This is a genomic window from Microbacterium sp. zg-YB36, from assembly GCF_024623575.2.
In the GTDB taxonomy this organism is placed as follows: Bacteria; Actinomycetota; Actinomycetes; order Actinomycetales; family Microbacteriaceae; genus Microbacterium.
On the sequence record NZ_JANJFD020000003.1, the window covers coordinates 133,469 to 149,396 of the forward strand.

Annotated in this window: 17 protein-coding genes; 4 read left to right on the top strand and 13 right to left on the bottom strand. The window is 72.1% G+C overall.

The genetic code is table 11. The annotated features are described in order from the left end of the window. Positions 1–26: 26 nt before the first annotated feature. The 9 genes from hemB to hemE form a co-directional block, all read right to left on the bottom strand. Positions 27–1,010, bottom strand: coding sequence for a porphobilinogen synthase (gene hemB / locus NQ151_RS09895; protein ID WP_257527978.1), 984 nt, complete (start codon positions 1,008–1,010; stop codon positions 27–29). Continuing rightward, positions 1,007–1,810 carry a uroporphyrinogen-III synthase gene (locus tag NQ151_RS09900; RefSeq protein WP_257527979.1) on the bottom strand — a complete coding sequence of 268 codons (804 nt, stop codon included), beginning with the start codon at positions 1,808–1,810 and terminating at the stop codon, positions 1,007–1,009. The genes hemB and NQ151_RS09900 overlap by 4 nt, the downstream gene beginning before the upstream one ends. Then, complete coding sequence (gene hemC / locus NQ151_RS09905; protein WP_257527980.1) at positions 1,807–2,805, bottom strand: hydroxymethylbilane synthase; 999 nt, start codon at positions 2,803–2,805, stop codon at positions 1,807–1,809. Before hemC ends, NQ151_RS09900 begins: the two co-directional genes overlap by 4 nt. 10 nt (positions 2,806–2,815) lie before the next feature. After that, a complete protein-coding gene (gene hemQ / locus NQ151_RS09910) occupies positions 2,816–3,475 on the bottom strand; it encodes a hydrogen peroxide-dependent heme synthase (RefSeq protein ID WP_257507486.1) in 660 nt (219 codons plus the stop codon). Between the two features lie 80 nt (positions 3,476–3,555). Then, the gene (locus NQ151_RS09915; RefSeq protein WP_257527981.1) at positions 3,556–3,834 is read right to left on the bottom strand and encodes a hypothetical protein; all 279 of its coding nucleotides are present in this window, start codon (positions 3,832–3,834) and stop codon (positions 3,556–3,558) included. Next, on the bottom strand, positions 3,824–4,234 hold the full coding sequence (locus NQ151_RS09920; RefSeq protein WP_257527982.1) for a phage holin family protein: 411 nt from the start codon (positions 4,232–4,234) through the stop codon (positions 3,824–3,826). Before NQ151_RS09920 ends, NQ151_RS09915 begins: the two co-directional genes overlap by 11 nt. A gap of 1 nt (position 4,235) precedes the next feature. Continuing rightward, on the bottom strand, positions 4,236–4,622 hold the full coding sequence (locus NQ151_RS09925; protein WP_257507483.1) for a hypothetical protein: 387 nt from the start codon (positions 4,620–4,622) through the stop codon (positions 4,236–4,238). 97 nt (positions 4,623–4,719) lie between these two features. After that, positions 4,720–6,249, bottom strand: a complete 1,530-nt coding sequence (locus NQ151_RS09930) for a protoporphyrinogen/coproporphyrinogen oxidase (protein WP_257527983.1) — start codon at positions 6,247–6,249, stop codon at positions 4,720–4,722. Beyond that, positions 6,246–7,274: a uroporphyrinogen decarboxylase gene (gene hemE / locus NQ151_RS09935; RefSeq protein ID WP_257527984.1), complete on the bottom strand. Its 1,029-nt coding sequence runs from the start codon at positions 7,272–7,274 to the stop codon at positions 6,246–6,248. The genes NQ151_RS09930 and hemE overlap by 4 nt, the downstream gene beginning before the upstream one ends. Positions 7,275–7,335: 61 nt before the next feature. Here hemE and NQ151_RS09940 point away from each other — a divergent pair, with 61 nt between their 5' ends. From NQ151_RS09940 to NQ151_RS09955, 4 genes are all read left to right on the top strand, one after another. Continuing rightward, a complete protein-coding gene (locus tag NQ151_RS09940; RefSeq protein ID WP_257527985.1) occupies positions 7,336–8,637 on the top strand; it encodes a glutamyl-tRNA reductase in 1,302 nt (433 codons plus the stop codon). Positions 8,638–8,752: 115 nt separating this feature from the next. After that, a complete protein-coding gene (locus tag NQ151_RS09945; protein ID WP_257507479.1) occupies positions 8,753–9,319 on the top strand; it encodes an HhH-GPD-type base excision DNA repair protein in 567 nt (188 codons plus the stop codon). Between the two features lie 67 nt (positions 9,320–9,386). After that, a complete protein-coding gene (locus tag NQ151_RS09950; protein WP_257527986.1) occupies positions 9,387–9,890 on the top strand; it encodes an NfeD family protein in 504 nt (167 codons plus the stop codon). 36 nt (positions 9,891–9,926) lie between these two features. Next, positions 9,927–11,423, top strand: coding sequence for an SPFH domain-containing protein (locus tag NQ151_RS09955; RefSeq protein ID WP_257507477.1), 1,497 nt, complete (start codon positions 9,927–9,929; stop codon positions 11,421–11,423). Positions 11,424–11,726: 303 nt separating this feature from the next. On the opposite strand, the gene NQ151_RS09960 is transcribed toward NQ151_RS09955, so the two are convergent. The 4 genes from NQ151_RS09960 to NQ151_RS09975 all read right to left on the bottom strand — a co-directional run bounded on the left by NQ151_RS09960 (position 11,727) and on the right by NQ151_RS09975 (position 15,921). Continuing rightward, the gene (locus NQ151_RS09960; RefSeq protein ID WP_257507476.1) at positions 11,727–13,115 is read right to left on the bottom strand and encodes a glycine--tRNA ligase; all 1,389 of its coding nucleotides are present in this window, start codon (positions 13,113–13,115) and stop codon (positions 11,727–11,729) included. Between the two features lie 115 nt (positions 13,116–13,230). Further along, entirely contained in the window at positions 13,231–13,608 is a 378-nt protein-coding gene (locus NQ151_RS09965) for a DUF4870 domain-containing protein (protein ID WP_257528194.1), read from the bottom strand. Between the two features lie 10 nt (positions 13,609–13,618). Beyond that, positions 13,619–14,962 carry an alpha-hydroxy-acid oxidizing protein gene (locus tag NQ151_RS09970; RefSeq protein ID WP_257527987.1) on the bottom strand — a complete coding sequence of 448 codons (1,344 nt, stop codon included), beginning with the start codon at positions 14,960–14,962 and terminating at the stop codon, positions 13,619–13,621. 44 nt (positions 14,963–15,006) lie between these two features. Further along, on the bottom strand, positions 15,007–15,921 hold the full coding sequence (locus tag NQ151_RS09975; RefSeq protein WP_257527988.1) for a hypothetical protein: 915 nt from the start codon (positions 15,919–15,921) through the stop codon (positions 15,007–15,009). Positions 15,922–15,928: the final 7 nt, after the last annotated feature.

Consider the following 15,928-nt stretch of genomic DNA (forward strand, 5'->3'; position numbering starts at 1 on the left):
TAGCGCACCCCCGGCAACGGCGAAGGTCACAGCCCCTCGCGCAGCCACCCCGCGGCCTCTACAGCCCAGTAGCTGAGCACGGCGTCGGCCCCGGCGCGGCGGATCGCGATGAGCGATTCGGTGATGGCGCCGCGTCGGTCGATCCACCCCTGGGCGGCGGCGGCCTCGACCATCGCGTACTCGCCGGACACCTGGTAGGCCCACACCGGTACGTCCACGGCGTCGCGCACGGCGGCGAGCACGTCGAGGTAGGGCAGGGCCGGCTTGACCATGACGATGTCGGCGCCCTCGTCGACGTCGGTCACCGCTTCGCGCACACCCTCACGGGCGTTGGGCGGATCGAGCTGGTAGGTGCGGCGGTCGCCCTGCAGCTGCGAGTCCACCGCTTCGCGGAACGGGCCGTAGAAGGCGCCGGCGTACTTCGCGGCGTAGGCGAGGATCAGCGTGTCGGTGAACCCCTCGGCCTCCAGCGCGGCGCGGATGTGGGCGACCTGGCCGTCCATCATGCCCGACAGCCCCAGCAGCGTGGAGCCGGCGCGGGCCTGCGCGAGCGCCATCGCGGCGTAGCGCTTGAGCGTGGCGTCGTTGTCCACGACGCCGTCCGGCCGCAGCACGCCGCAGTGGCCGTGGTCGGTGAATTCGTCCAGGCACAGGTCGGTCTGCACCACCAGCGCGTCGCCGACTTCGGCGACGACCGCCTCGGTGGCGACATTCAGGATGCCGCGGGGGTCGTCCGCGCCGGAGCCGATCGCGTCGCGCACGGTCGGCACGCCGAAGAGCATGAGCCCGCCGATGCCGGCGTCCGCGGCATCGGCGGCGGCACGCCGCAGCGAATCGACGGAGTGCTGCACGACACCGGGCATCGAGCCGATGGGCGCGGGCTCGGTCAGTCCTTCCCGCACGAACGCGGGCAGCACGAGCTGCGAGGGGACCAGGTGTGTCTCACGCACGAGTCGGCGCACGGCTGGCGACTGGCGCAGCCGCCGGGGGCGGTGGGCGGGAAAACTCACGGCACGGTCTCATCCGTCGAATGGGGCAGGGCGAGTTCGGAGACCGCCCGGATGAGCGCGGCGACGGTCTGCTCGGAGGCGACGACGTTCACGGGCAGGCCGAGGCGGCGGGCATCCTCGGCGGTGCGGGGGCCGATCGCGGCCAGCACCGTGGCCGGGGGGATGTCGGGGAACTGCTCCCGCACCTGCTCGGCGACCGAGCCGCTGGTGACGAGGATCGCGTTGATGCGGCCGCTGCGCACGTCTTCGGCGATCTTCTCGGTGACCGGTACGCCGACGGTGCGGTAGGCGACGACACTGCGCACCCGGTGCCCCGCGGCGCTGAGCCGCTCGGTGAGCACCGGCTTGGCGATTTCGCTGCGCAGCGTCAGCACGTCGCGCGGCTCGGTCTCCAGGCCGATCAGCTGGTCGGCCATGCCGGCGGCGGAGTTGTCGTCGTCGGGCACCAGGTCGACCTTGTAGCCGACGGCCGTGAGCGCGGCGGAGGTGGTCTCGCCGACGGCGGCGACCTTCGTCTCGGCGGGGATCTGCGCGCGGTACGCGTAGAGCACGTCCACCGTGGTCGCGCTGGTCACGGTGAGCCAGTCGAAAACCCCGGCGGCGAGGTCGGCCAGGGCCTGCTCGAGCGTTGCCTCGTCGGTGGAGGGCGCGAAGTTGATGAGCGGGGCGATGACCGGCGTGGCACCCTGCGCACGCAGGGTCGCCGCGACGCCGTCGCCCCAGGGCCCGCCGCGGGGCACGAGCACGCGCCAGCCGGCCAGCGGCTTGGCCGGCTGCGACTGCAGGGAGGCTGAATTCATGGGGTCGACTCTCGTGGTACCAGTTCGGCTGCTCCACGTTCGAGCAGTCGACGGGCGACTTCCGACCCGGCGCGTACGGCGTACGCGATCGGGCTCGCGTCATCGGCAGCATCCGCACCATCGCCACTGCCCTCGGATCCACCATACTCCTGCGGCACCGGCACGGATCGGTCCAGGCCGATCCGGCTGCTGCCGTCCAGCGCGTACACGACCGCGTCGATGCGCAGGTCGCCGCCGGCCAGTTCCACATGCGCGCCCACCGGAGCGTGGCAGCCGGCTTCGAGGGTGGCCAGCACCGCGCGTTCGGCCGTGACGGCGATGCGGGTGTCGGTGTGGTCGATGAGGGCCAGCGCCGCGCGCAGCTCCTCGGGCGCGTCGGCGGTCGTCTCGATGGCCAGCGCGCCCTGACCCGGTGCGGTCGGCCAGGCCGCCAGGCCCAGCGCCTCCAGTCCCAGGTCGGTCAGGTCCAGACCGATGCGCGCCAGGCCGGCAGCGGCGAGGACGACGGCATCCAGCTGCCCATCGCGCACCCGCTGCAACCGGGAATCGACGTTTCCACGCAGGTCCTGCACATCCACCCGCGGGTTGCGGCGGTGCACCTGGGCGCGGCGCCGGGGCGAGCCGGTACCCACGCGCGCACCGGGCGGGAGCTGATGCAGCGGGGTGCCGTCGCGGGTGACCACGACATCACGGGCGTCCTCGCGGGCGGGGATCGCGGCGATCACGAGCCCTGGCGGCTGCGCGGTCGGCAGGTCCTTGAGGGAGTGCACCAGCAGGTCGCATTCCCCCGCGAGCAGGGCCTCGCGCAGCCGCGTGGCGAACACCCCGGTGCCGCCCATCTGCGACAGCGAGGCACGCGAGACGTCGCCCTCCGACACGATCGGCACGAGTTCGACGGGGCGGCCCGACGCAGCCGCCAGCATGTCGGCGACCTGCTGCGACTGCGCGGTCGCCAGGGCGCTGCGGCGGGTGCCGAGGCGGAACGGCCGCGTCATCGCGGCATCCTCATCGCAGCACCTCGACCAGTTCGGCGGGGGCCACCAGCCGGCCGGTGAAGAACGGCACCTCTTCGCGCACGTGGCGGCGCGCCTCGGTGTAGCGAAGCTCCCGCATCATGTCGACGAGGTCGGTGAGCTCATCGGCTTCCATGGGCAGGATCCACTCCCAGTCCCCGAGAGCGAAGGATGCCACGGTGTTCGCGGTCACGCCGGTGAACGCGGCGCCCTTGCGGCCGTGATCGGCGAGCATGGCGCGCCGCTCCTCATCGGGCAGCAGGTACCACTCGAAGCTGCGGACGAACGGGTACACCGTCAGCCACTGCTTGGCCGCGATGCCGCGGAGGAACCCCGGCACGTGGGCCCGGTTGAACTCGGCGTCACGGTGCACGCCCATCGCGCTCCAGGTGGGCAGCAGCGGCTGCAGCAGCGGGGTGCGGCGCAGGCGCCGCAGGTCCCGCTGCAGGCCGTCGGCGGTCGGGCCGTGCAGCCAGATCATGACGTCGGCGTCGGCGCGCAGGCCGCTGACGTCGTAGAAGCCCCGCACGGTCGTGCCACCCTCGGCGAGGTCGGCGACCAGGTGTTCCAGCTCGGTCGCCTCCTGGGCCGTGACCGGGTTGGCGGGGTCGCGGCGCAGCACGGACCAGAGCGTGAAAGAGGTGTCGGACATTTCTCCAGTCTCTCTCGCGCTTCGCGGCGCGGCAAACCGCCGCTGCCGGGCGACGCTCACGGCGCCGCCGGTGTTCGTGCTCAGCGCGCGATCAGACGCACGGCCCCCCACACGGCCAGACCGATCGTCGCGGCGACGCCGACGGTCGCCGCGATCGCTCCGGTCGGGTTGCGCCGGGCGAACAGCCGGGCCTCGGCCACGCCGCGGTCGGTGGCCTGACCGACGCGCTTGGGCACGTTCGCCTTCTCCTCGATCGCGAAGAGCGCAGCCTTCAGCTCGGCGCGAGCCTTCTCGACCGGGTCGGCGATACCCAGCGGCACGGCGGTGCGTGGCACGGGGAGCGGGCGGTCAGAACTCATTCGCGGCATCCTTCACGATCTGGGCGTCGGTGGACAGTGCCTTCACGGGCGTGTCCCGCGAGGAGAGGCGCTTGAAACGGTGGATGCCGAGGAACGCCAGCACGACGGCGATGAGAAGCATCACGACGAAGACGGTCAGCGCGGCAAGCCAGGCCGGCCACCATGAGGCCAGGCCGATGATCGCGAATGCCCCCAGGGCCGGGATCGCCCAGAACAGCACGAACAGGGCGGCCAGGAACCACAGCCCGCCCATGCCGGCGTCCTTACCGGTCTTCTTCGCCCACTTCTTGGCGGAGTCGACTTCGGCCATGACCAGGTTGCGCACGAGCTCGGGCACCTCGCCGAGCAACGTCATCAGGCTGTCGTCGGTGCGATCGCGGAAACCGCGGGGGGTGGTCATCTCAGCTGTCCGCGGCCTTCTTGATGTCGTCGATCGCGTCGTGGGCGGCCTTGTGGACCTCGGTCACGGTCGTCTCGGCGCCTTCGGCGACCTCGTCGACGGATTCCTTGCCCGCGATGATGGCGGCGTCGAGCTTCTGGCCGGGCGTGGTGCCGCGCTTGGTCGCAGCCTTGGTCACCTTGACCGCGCTGTCCCAAACGGCGGTCGGCAGCGCCATGGCGGCTGACTTGCCGAGCTCCGTGGCCTTGCCGACCTGCTTCTGCACGGGCTCGAGTTCCCAGACCTTCATGGCCTGTGCCTTGATCTGCTCGTAACGCTCACGACCGGCGCGCGTGCCCAGGACGTAGCCCGCGGCCAGTCCGACGACGAGTCCAATTTTGCCCCTCATGGGGTCTCCTCACGCTCGATGGAGGTGCTTCAGTGGTCCCAGGGTAGCGCCGTATGCCTTCTCAGGTATCCGGGGTTGCGCGCGGCGGCGTCGTGGGTTAGTCGAGGATCGCCGCGTCGCCCCAGAGGGCCTCGCGGCGCACCCGCTCGGCCTCGGCGATCGCGTCGGGGATCACCTGTGCCAGCCCGGTGCCCGCCAGCCACGCGCCGACGGCAGCGAGACCCGGGGTGGCGTGCACGGCGGCACGCGCCGCCGCCGTCACCGCGGTGCGACCGATCGCCGCGGCGGGCTGCGACTGCACGTACCGCTCGCGGTGCGCCGCCCGCAGTTGCGAGCGGTCCAGCGCAGTGCCCAGCAGCTTCGCCGCCTCGGCGAGCGCGAGCGCTGCCGCTGCGTCGTCGTCGAGCGCCTCGGTCGCCGGGGCCTCACCCTGCGCGCCGAAGGAGACCCGCACGATGTGGTGGTCCGTCGCCTTCCGCAGCCATTCCCACTTGGCCGTCGAGTGTGTGAGGGCCTTGGCGGTGTGGGAGCCCGGCACGGTGAGCACTCCGGTGCCGCGCGGGTGGGCGTCCAGCGCGGGGGCGTCCACGACGAGCGTGACGATCTCGACGACGGGCGCGGTGATGCCGCCGGGGTCGAGGTCCGGCACGACCGGTGCCAGCAGGTGGCGGGCCTGCGCTTCGCTGGTCGCCACGATGACCGCCTCGGCGGGCAGCCGGGTCGCCTCGGGCGCCGGCGCGGCCGGCTCGGTCGGATCGGCCGGTGCGCTCGGGTCCGTCGCGGGGTCGCCCGATTCCGGGGCGGCGGCGATCTCGACGGCCCAGCCGTCGCCGTCGCCGTCGGCGACGATCGCCTGCGCGGGGGTGTTCACGCGCACGTCCACGCCCAGTTCGACCAGCCGGTCCCGGAGCGCGTCGACGAGCCGGGTCATTCCGCCGGCCAGTCCCCGCACCGCGGAGCCCGGTGCGGTGGTCGCCGCGCCGCGCAGCTGCGCCACGCCACCGGAGAGCGAACCCGTGCGGGTGAGCGCGTTGTTCAGCCCGGGGGCGGCGAGGTCCACGTCGATGTCGTCGGGACGTGCGGAGTACACACCCGAGGTCACCGGCGCCACCAGCCGGTCCAGCACCGCCGCGCCCATGCGGCGGCGCACAAGAGCGCCCAGGCTCTTCTCGTGGCCGATCGTCATCGGGGGACGCAGGCGATCCAGGTACGCCCGCCAGGCGCCGGGCCAGCCGATGACGCGGCGCACGTCGTCGGCGAACGGGTTGGCGGGGATGCCGAGCATCCCCCCGACGGGCATCGGGGCTGCGCCGCCGCCGGGCAGACCCGCGACCCACGCGCCCGCCGGGTTCGGCGACACGACGGCATCCGACAGTCCGAGTTCGGCCACCAGGGCGGCGACCGTGCCGCCGCGGACGGCAAAGCTCTCCGCCCCGACGTCGACGGTCACCCCGTCCAGTTCGACCGAGCGCACCACGCCGCCGAGGCGGTCGGATGCCTCCAGCAGCGTCACCGGCATCCCGACCTTCGCGCACTCCAGCGCCGCGACCATACCGGCGATGCCGCCGCCGATCACGACGACCCGGGTCTCGTGGGCGTGGGTGACGAGGTCGCCGACCTCGCTCACACGTCCTCCCCGTGGGCGAGGGCGACGATGCGGGTGAGCACCGTGGGATCCGTTTCGGGCGGCACGCCGTGGCCGAGGTTGAGGATGTGCGCGCGGGCGGCGCCCCCGCGGGCGATGACATCGCGCACGTGGGCGGACAGCACCGGCCAGGGGGCGGTCAGCAGCGCGGGGTCGATGTTGCCCTGCAGCGTCACATCGGAGCCGAGGATCGCGGCGGCCTCGTCCAGCGGGGTGCGCCAATCGACGCCGACGGCGTCGGCGAGGCCGTTCAGCCGCATGTCGGGCAGCAGGTGCGCGGTGCCGACGCCGAAGTGGATGCGCGGCACGGTGATGCCTTCCAGCGCGGTGTGCGAATGCGGAGCGACGAACGCGCGGTAGTCGGCCACCGACAGCGACCCCGCCCACGAGTCGAACAGCTGCACGGCGGCGGCACCGGCATCCGTCTGCACCTTCAGGAACGCGTGGGACACCTCGGCGAGCCAGCCGGCGAGGCGGTGCCACGCGCTCGGGTCGGCGTGCATCATGCCGCGGGCGCGGAGGTGTTCCTTGGACGGGCCGCCCTCGACGAGGTAGGCCGCCAGCGTGAAGGGGGCGCCGGCGAAGCCGACCAGCGGAGTGTCGCCGAGTTCGCGGGTGATGATGGCGATCGCCTCGGCGATGGGACCGGATGCCGCGACAACCGCCGCCGGCTCGATCGCGGTGACGCGGGCGACATCGGCGGTGGTGCGCACCGGCTCGGCGAACACCGGGCCACGCCCGGGCTGGATCTCCACATCGATGCCGGCCAGCAGCAGCGGCACGACGATGTCGCTGAAGAAGACGGCGGCATCCACGCCGTGGCGGCGCACCGGCTGCAGCGTGATCTCGGCGGCCAGCGCCGGATCGAGGCAGGCATCGAGCATGCGGGTACCCACCCGCAGGTCGCGGTATTCGGGCAGGGAGCGGCCGGCTTGTCTCATGAACCAGACGGGGAGGCGATCGGGTCGGACGCCGTGAAGCGCGCTCAGCAGGGGGGCGGTGGCCATGCCTCCATCCTCCCACTTCGGGATTCCGCACCTCCCAGGTGTGGCCAGGTACCCTTGACGAGTGCTGCTGTGTGTCACCGCGAGTCATAAGACCGCCCCTTTCGAGCTCCTCGAGCGACTCAGCGTGCACACCGACCGGGTCGCCGCGACCATCGCGGGGCACGACGAATGCGTGCAGGGGGCCGTGGTCGTTGCCACCTGCAACCGCTTCGAGGCGTACGTCGAGATGGACGAACCGGTCACTGCGGCGGGTGCCGTCGGGGTCGAGGCAGCCCTCATGGCCATCGAATCCGCCACCGGGGTGACTCCCACTGAGCTCGAGGGCTCCTACGAGGTCGTCGCCGGCGACGACGTCGCCCATCACCTGTTCTCGGTGGCATCCGGTCTGGAATCCGTCGTCATCGGCGAGGGCGAGATCGCCGGTCAGGTGCGCCGCGCGCTGACCGAGGCCCGCGAGAACGGCACCACCTCCCCCGAACTCGAGCGGCTGTTCCAGCGCGCCAGCGAGACCCAGCGGGGCATCAAGAACGCCACCGCGCTCGGGCGCGCCGGCCGCTCCCTCGTGCGCCTGTCGCTGGAACTGGCCGACAGCCGGGTGACCGACTGGTCGCAGCTGCGCGTAGTGATGGTCGGCACCGGGTCGTACGCGGCCGCCACCGTCGCGGCCCTGCGCGACCGGGGCGCCGCCGACATCTCAGTGGCCTCTCCCTCCGGCCGCGCGGCGCTGTTCGCCGCCCGGCACTCCCTGCAGCCGGTATCAGCGGCGGCTTTCGCCGGCGCCGTCGCCACGGCGGATCTCGTCATCACTTGCACCAGCGCCGAGCACCCGGTGCTGTCGGCCGCGACGTTCACCGAGGGGCTGGCGGTCACGGATGCCGCGACTCACCCGGCCCGGCGCATGGTGATCGACCTCGGCCTGCCGCGCAACGTCGACCACGACGTCGCGGCCGTCCCCGACACCGACCTGCTGGATCTGGAGACCATCCGGCTGCACGCCCCGCTGGAGGAGCTGCAGGCCACCGACGACGCCCGCCGGCTCGTCGCCGATGCTGCCGCGCGCTTCGTCGTCGCCGGTGAGCGCCGCAGCGTGACGCCCGCCGTCGTGGCGATGCGCGCGCACGTCGCGACGGTGCTCGACACCGAGATCGCCCGGGCCCGCAGCCGCGGCGACGACGGCACGACCGAGCAGGCGCTGCGGCACCTCGCCGGAGTGCTCATGCATACCCCCACCGTCCGCGCGCACCAGCTGGCCGAGCAGGGTCGCGCCGACGACGTGTTCACCGCCGTGTCGGCGCTGTTCGGACTCGAGATCGTCGAGCCGGAAGAGATCGCGATCATCGACGACGTGGCATCCGCCGGCTGACCCCGCCCGTCCCGCGCCCCCACCCCGGGGGTCTCTTCTGTCCCCTCCCCTGTCGCAGATCGTCGCCGCGGGGCGATTCGCGACAGGCGAGCGACCCGGTGGGACGATGGAAGGCATGAGCCTGCACATCACGGATGACCCCGCGGCCGACGAGCTGCTCACGCGCGACCCGCTCGCGCTGCTGATCGGCATGCTGCTGGACCAGCAGGTGCCGATGGAGACCGCGTTCGCCGGCCCCCTCAAGATCAGCGAGCGCCTGGGGAGCCTGGATGCCGCGGCGATCGCCGGAGCCGACCCCGAGCAGTTCGCCGCCCTGTTCGCGCAGACCCCGGCCGTGCACCGCTTCCCGGGCTCCATGGCCGGCCGCGTGCAGGGCCTGTGCGCCGCGGTGGTGCAAGAGTGGGGCGGGGATGCCGCGGCGATCTGGACGCAGGGCGACCCCGACGGGCCCACCGTGCTCAAGCGGCTGAAGGCGCTGCCCGGCTTCGGGGAGCAGAAGGCGAAGATCTTCCTCGCACTGCTGGGCAAGCAGTACGGCTACACCGGGGACCGGTGGCGCGAGGCATCCGCCCCTTACGGCGAGGAAGGCTCGCACCGCAGCGTCGCCGACATCGTCTCCCCCGACTCGCTGCAGAAGGTGCGGGAGTTCAAGAAGGCCGCGAAGGCCGCCGCGAAGGGTTGAATCGGCGGTCGCGCCGACACGGCAGGAAGATTTTCTGCGGGACTCGTAGGTTTCTCATAGGGTGGGAGTGACCCGATCCTCGATGCCCGCGGAGGCCTCCTTGCTCACGCCGTTCATCATCATCGGAAGCGTCGGCCTGCTGTTGCTCATCGTCTCGCTCGTGCTGGGCGATGTGTTCGACAACCTCGATTTCGGCGACGGCGCCATTTCGGGCACGGCTCTGGGTGTCGCGGCGATCGTGTTCGGCGCGAGCGGCGTCTTCACGGTCCCATCCAGCCTCGGCGGAGTCTGGGTGTACGTGCTCGCCGCGGTGTTCGCTCTCATCGCGTACGCCCTCGCGGTGCTGTTCATCCGCAAGCTCTCCCGCAGCTCCGACGGCACGCCGGTGAACACGGTGGGCCTGACCGGGGTCAGCCGCTCCCCCATCTCCCCCGCCGGCGGGGAGGTGTCCCTCGATGGCCCGCACGAGATCGAGCGGCGCCTGGCGTACGCCGACGGCGACATCCCCGAAGGCGTGCGCATCCGCGTCATCGAACACGGCGGCACCCGCATCAAAGTCGTCGCCGAATAAACCCCGCGGCGACAGCCGCACCAGGAAAGGTTCCCCATGCCGGTCGACATCATCCAGATCGCCGCGGTCCTCGCGCTCATCGTCGCGGCGGTGGGCCTGCTCGCGTTCATCGCCCGCCGCATCCGCCGGGTGCCGCCCAACGAGGCGCTCATCATCGTCGGCCGTGGCGCCGGCAAGCAGGCGCCAGGTGAGAGCGTGGGGCAGCGCGTCGTGATCGGCGGTCGCACGTTCGTGTGGCCGATCCTGCAGCAGGGCTTCCCGATCTCGCTGGAGCAGCGTCAGATCGGCATCACCGTCGAGGGCGTCGACAAGAACCGCATCAAGATCGCCATCAAGGCATCCATCAACTTCAAGGTCTCGGGCACCGAGGAAGGCGTCCGCCGTGCCGGGCAGCGCTTCCTGTCGCAGCAGGAGACCCTCACCGACATCATCCGCGAGTCGCTCGAGGGGTCGCTGCGCTCCATCATCGGCGACATGACGATCGAGCAGATCATCTCCGACCGCAAGGGCCTGTCGGACCGCGTCGTCGCAGAGACCAAGGCCGACCTCGTCGAGCAGGGCCTGCAGGTGGACCTGCTCAACATCAGCGACATCTCCACGCCCGGCAGCGACTACCTCGCCAACCTGGGTCGCGCCGAAGCCGCCCGCGCCCGTCAGGTCGCCGAGGTCAGCGAGGCCGAGGCCGCGCGGGCGAGCGAGTTCGCCCGCATCGAGGCCGCCGAGCAGATCGCCGAGCGTCAGAAGGCGCTGAGCCTGCGCCAGGCGACGATCAAGGCCGAGACCGACCGGGCCAACGCCGAAGCAGACGCGGCCGGTACGTTCACGAAGGCCGAGCAGGATCGCCTCGTCGCCCAGCAGGAGCGCGAGGCGCTCATCGAGCAGGCCCTCGTGACCCAGGAGCGCCTGGACATCGAGATCCGCAAGCCCGCCGAGGCCGAGGCGTACGCCGAGGTGCAGCGGGCCACCGCCCTCCGTGACGCGGCCAACGCCGCCACCGAGGCCGACGCCTACAAGCGCACGAAGATCGCCGAGGCCAACAAGGTCGCCGCGGTCCAGGACGCCGAGGCATCCGCCACCGCCGTGCGCTTCGCCGGTGAGGCCGAGCGCGACAGGCAGGTGGCGCTGGCCGCCGGCATCCGGGCCGATGGTGAGGCGCGCGCCGCCGCCACCCAGGCCGTCGGTGTCGCCGAGGCCGCGGCGACCGACGCGAAGGCCGAGGCGCTGCAGAAGTACGGCGAGGCCGCCCTCGCACAGGAGATCATCTCGCGCCTGCCCGAGATCGTCCGCGCCGCCGCGGAGCCGATCAGCAACATCGACCAGCTCACGGTCATCTCCACCGACGGCGCATCGGCGGTCACCAAGACCGTCGGCACCGTCCTCGGTGAGGGCACCGAGATCGTGAAGTCGCTGACCGGGCTCGACCTCGGCACGCTGCTGGCCGGCTTCGCCGGAGCACGCGCTGCAGATGCCGCCGGCGCCGCGTCCGCGGCCGTCTCCGGAAACGGTTCCGCCGCCCCGGTGAAGGGCGCCTGACCCGCGGGGCGCCCCGTTCGCGGCGGGCGCCCCGCACCACGACTTCGGAGAACGCCGCGATTTCGGAGCTTTCCTCGCCTTGGACTCCGAAAAACCGGCGTTCTCCGGAGAACCCGCGCCGCGCGGCATCCGCCATCCGGCCGCCCCCGGTTCGCGGAACGTGCCCCGGCGTCCACCGGCACCACGAAAAACCACTTCTCGGTCGAAACACCACGCATCGCATGGTTTCTCAACCGAGAAGTGGTTTCTCAGCGGGCAGGATGCAGCGGGCAGGATGCCGCGGCGGCACCGGCCCGCGAGCGGTCAGGCGCCGCGCAGGCGCTCGGCGAGGTACGCCGTCAGCGCGTCCAGCGGCACGCGCTCCTGCGCCATCGTGTCGCGGTCACGCACCGTGACGGCGTTGTCGTCGAGGGAGTCGAAGTCGACCGTGACGCACAGCGGCGTGCCGACCTCGTCCTGGCGACGGTAGCGGCGGCCGATCGCGCCGGCGTCGTCGAAGTCGACGTTCCAGCCGTTGCTGCGCAGGCTGTCGGCCACTTCGCGCGCCAGCGGCGACAGCCGCTCGTTGCGCGACAGCGGCAGCACGGCCACCTTCACCGGCGCCAGGCGCGGGTCCAGGCGCAGCACGGTGCGGGTGTCGACCCCGCCCTTGGCGTTGGGGACCTGCTCCTCGTCGTACGCGTCGACGAGGAACGCCATCATGGCGCGCGTCAGCCCGAACGACGGCTCGATGACGTAGGGGGTGTACTTCTCGCCGGTGGCCTGGTCGAAGTAGGTCAGTGACTGGCCGGATGCCTCGGTGTGGCTGCTCAGGTCGTAGTCGGTGCGGTTGGCGACGCCCATGAGCTCGCCCCACTCCTTGCCGGTGAAGCCGAAGCGGTACTCCACGTCGATCGTGCCGGCGGAGTAGTGCGCGCGGTCCTCTTCCGGAACGTCGAACCGGCGCATGTTGTCGGGGTTGACGCCGAGGTCCACGAACCAGTTCCAGCAGGCCTCGACCCAGTGGTCGAACCATTCGCCGGCCTCTGCGGGCGGCGTGAAGAACTCGATCTCCATCTGCTCGAACTCGCGCGTGCGGAAGATGAAGTTGCCGGGCGTGATCTCATTGCGGAACGCCTTGCCGACCTGGCCGATGCCGAACGGCGGCTTCTTGCGCGACGCGGTGAGCACGTTGGTGAAGTTCACGAAGATGCCCTGCGCGGTCTCGGGCCGCAGGAAGTGCAGTCCCGACTCGTCGTCGACGACACCGAGGTAGGTCTTCACGAGACCCGAGAAGGCCTTCGGCTCGGTGTACTTGCCCTTCGTGCCGCAGTTGGGGCACGGCACGTCGGCCAGGCCGTTCTCGGCGGGACGGCCCTTGCGGGCCTCGAAGTCCTCGATGAGGTTGTCGGCGCGGAAGCGCTTGTGGCACTGCAGGCACTCCACGAGCGGGTCGGTGAACGTGGCGACGTGGCCGGATGCCTCCCACACGCGCTTGGGCAGGATGATCGACGAATCCAGGCCCACCATGTCGCCGCGGCCGCGGACGAACGTCTGCCACCACTGGCGGCGGATGTTCTCCTTCAGCTCGGTGCCGAGCGGGCCGTAGTCCCACGCCGAACGGGATCCGCCGTAGATCTCACCGGCCTGGAAGACGAACCCGCGGTGGCGGGCCAGGGCGATGACTTTGTCGAGGCGGGACTGCTCGGCCACAGGTGGCTCCAAATGGTCGTGGTGCGCGGGGCGCGGAGATCGCGGATGCCGCGAGGCGGCGGCATCCGTCGATTCTAGTCGCCGCCTGCGTGACGCCCGCCGCGTGCCGTGGCGGTCAGCGCACGAACTGGATCGTCATGGGGTAGCGGTACCACTGCCCCTGGCCCGCTTTCACGCCGGCGATGATCGAGTACACGACATCGAGGACGGCGACGACGATCATCACGAGCACGCCGATGAGCAGGAACACCAGGATGCCGCCGGCGACCATTCCGATCAGCACGGTCAGCTGGAAGTTGAGCGCCTGCGCGGTGTGCGCGCGGACGAACGGGCCGCGGTCGCGCAGGATGAGGTACCCGATGAGGGCGGGCAGGAAGCCGAAGAACACCCCGCCGATGTGCACGAGCGTTGCCCACATCTTCTCGTCCGCCGGGCTCATCGGCATCGGCCCGTAGGGCGCGCCATACGGAGGCTGCGGGGGCGGGGGCGGCATGCTCACGGGGTCAGCCTAGAGCGGGGAGGTGCCGCAGCGCATCCGGTCCAAGGTCGGCGACGGCGGTGTGTCCCGACAGGCCGAGGGTGATGTCGAGCTCGGCGAGCACATTGCGCACCACCTCACCCACGCCGTCCTCGCCTGCGACCGCGAGGCCGTACGCATACGGACGGCCCAGCGCGACCGCCGTCGCTCCCAGCGCCAGGGCGATGAAGACGTCGGCGCCGGTGCGGATGCCGGAATCGAACACGATCGGCACACGGCCGGCCACCCGCTGCGCGATCGCCGGCAGCACGGCCAGCGTCGGCACCGACCGGTCGATCTGGCGGCCGCCGTGGTTGGAGATCCAGACGCCGTCGACGCCGGCATCCAGCGCGCGCGCCGCGTCATCCGGATGCACGATGCCCTTCAGGACGATCGGCAGCGACGTCCATTCCCGCACCAGGGCGAGCCGTTCCCACGTGAGCGTCGGGGTGGAGAAGACGTCGAGGAACGTCTCGACGGCGGCGCGCGGCAGCGGCGAGCGGAGGTTGTCGCGCACGCTGGTGGTGCCGGTGAGCCCGGCGCCCTTGCGCGCGATGCTCACTCCGGCCAGCACGGTCTTCGGCGTCATCCGCACCTTCGCGGCAGGCTGCGCCGCGGCACCCGCCGTCCCGGCGCGCTCCTGCACCAGCCGGCGGAACACCGGGTCGCTGGTGTACTGCGCGATGCCGAGGCCCCGCGTGAACGGCAGGTAGGCCAGATCCAGGTCGCGGGTGCGCCAGCCGAGCAGGTGCGTGTCGAGCGTGATGACGACCGCTTCGCACCCCGACGCCTCGGCGCGCGCGAGCAGCGACGCGTTGAGGTCGTCCGAGGCGGACCAGTACAGCTGGAACAGCCGGGAACCGGCCGGCGCGGCATCCCGCACCTGCTCCATCGACTGCGATGCCTGGTTGCTCAACGTGTAGGGAACGCCGGCGGATGCCGCAGCGCGCGCGACCGCGACGTCGGCGTCGGCGTGGGCCAGTTCCATGACGCCCAGCGGCGCCAGCAGCAGCGGGCTGGGCCGGCGCGTGCCGAACAGGTCGATCGACAGGTCGCGATCCGAGACGTCGCGCAGCGGCCTGGGCCACACCTGCCAGTCATCGAAGGCGGCCGCGTTCGCCGCCACCGTGTGCTCGGCACCGGCCCCGCCGGCGATGTACGCGAACGCCTCGGCGCTCAGCGCGCGGCGCGCGGCCTGCTCCAGCCGCACCGGATCCACCGGCACGCGCGGGGTCGTGCCGCTGATGCCGGCCCGGTACACGTCGGACTGGGTGCGCCGGGAGATGCCGCGGGCGAACGCGGCGGGGTCCTCGGGAGCGACGGTGCTCATGACCCCACCCTATTCGGCGGCGCCGCTCCCCCCGTGCGCAGCGCTCAGCCGTACCCGCACCACGCGGCGACCCAGCTGAGGATCCGCGCCCGCTGGTCGGCGGTCGCAGGCAGCTCGATCACGCCGGAGACCGAATCGGTTTCGATCGCGACGGTGAACACGGTGCCGCGCTTGTCCTCCTGCACGGCGTGCGGGTCGCAGCGCGACGGGACCAGGGGCACGTCGACGGGTGCCGGCTGTGCGCGGCCGCCGACCTCCAGCCCCAGCGGCAGCGGCGCGGTCACGTCGGCGAACCGCAGCAGGTTGGTGGGGAGCACCTCGACGATCCGCAGCGACCCGTCGCCGCCGGCCGGTGCGATGTCGAGTTGCAGGGTGGCCGGTTCTCCGGCCGCCGACGGGGTGAACGCGCCCCACGACAGGCTCGCAACCGCCGCGGCGTCGTGGGCGAGGCACTCCCGCTCGTGCAGGCGCCCGGTGAAGCCGAGCGAATCCTCCGTCGGCACGCGGTACTCGGTGCCGCCGCGCATCGTGAACACCAGCACGCTCTCGCGAGCGTCGGCATCCGGTTCCCCCTCACATGCCGACGGCGGCAGGTCGATGCGCAGGTCCACCGTGCGCCCCGGGGTGATCGTGCTGTCGCGGTCGCGCACCGCGGGGCCGTCGAACCAGTCGTCGTGCAGCTCGAGGCGGGTGATGAGCAGCTCGGTGTCGGAGCCGTTGGCCACCCGCACCTGAGCCGTGCGGTCGGCGACGTCCGACCGCAGCTGCTGCAGCGTCACTCGCACGCCCTCGGGGAGGGTCGGGGCGGGGTCCGGCGCGCAGCCGGCCAGTGCCGCCGCCGCCGCGACGGCGAGGGTCGCAAGCGCGGCGCGTGCACACCGTCGCCTTTGTCGCGTGGCGCCGGCCGATTCGCCCGGTTTCCCGCACCCGTGCGCCCGGAACAGCGACGTTGTGCGCACGGCGCCC

Bases quoted from the DNA above. Each gene is read 5' to 3' on its own strand.
- NQ151_RS09900 (WP_257527979.1), bottom strand. From the start codon at position 1,810: ATGAATTCAGCCTCCCTGCAGTCGCAGCCGGCCAAGCCGCTGGCCGGC.
- hemC (WP_257527980.1), bottom strand. From the start codon at position 2,805: ATGACGCGGCCGTTCCGCCTCGGCACCCGCCGCAGCGCCCTGGCGACC.
- hemQ (WP_257507486.1), bottom strand. From the start codon at position 3,475: ATGTCCGACACCTCTTTCACGCTCTGGTCCGTGCTGCGCCGCGACCCC.
- NQ151_RS09915 (WP_257527981.1), bottom strand. From the start codon at position 3,834: ATGAGTTCTGACCGCCCGCTCCCCGTGCCACGCACCGCCGTGCCGCTG.
- NQ151_RS09920 (WP_257527982.1), bottom strand. From the start codon at position 4,234: ATGACCACCCCCCGCGGTTTCCGCGATCGCACCGACGACAGCCTGATG.
- NQ151_RS09925 (WP_257507483.1), bottom strand. From the start codon at position 4,622: ATGAGGGGCAAAATTGGACTCGTCGTCGGACTGGCCGCGGGCTACGTC.
- hemE (WP_257527984.1), bottom strand. From the start codon at position 7,274: ATGGCCACCGCCCCCCTGCTGAGCGCGCTTCACGGCGTCCGACCCGAT.
- NQ151_RS09945 (WP_257507479.1), top strand. From the start codon at position 8,753: ATGAGCCTGCACATCACGGATGACCCCGCGGCCGACGAGCTGCTCACG.
- NQ151_RS09955 (WP_257507477.1), top strand. From the start codon at position 9,927: ATGCCGGTCGACATCATCCAGATCGCCGCGGTCCTCGCGCTCATCGTC.
- NQ151_RS09965 (WP_257528194.1), bottom strand. From the start codon at position 13,608: ATGCCGCCCCCGCCCCCGCAGCCTCCGTATGGCGCGCCCTACGGGCCG.
- NQ151_RS09970 (WP_257527987.1), bottom strand. From the start codon at position 14,962: ATGAGCACCGTCGCTCCCGAGGACCCCGCCGCGTTCGCCCGCGGCATC.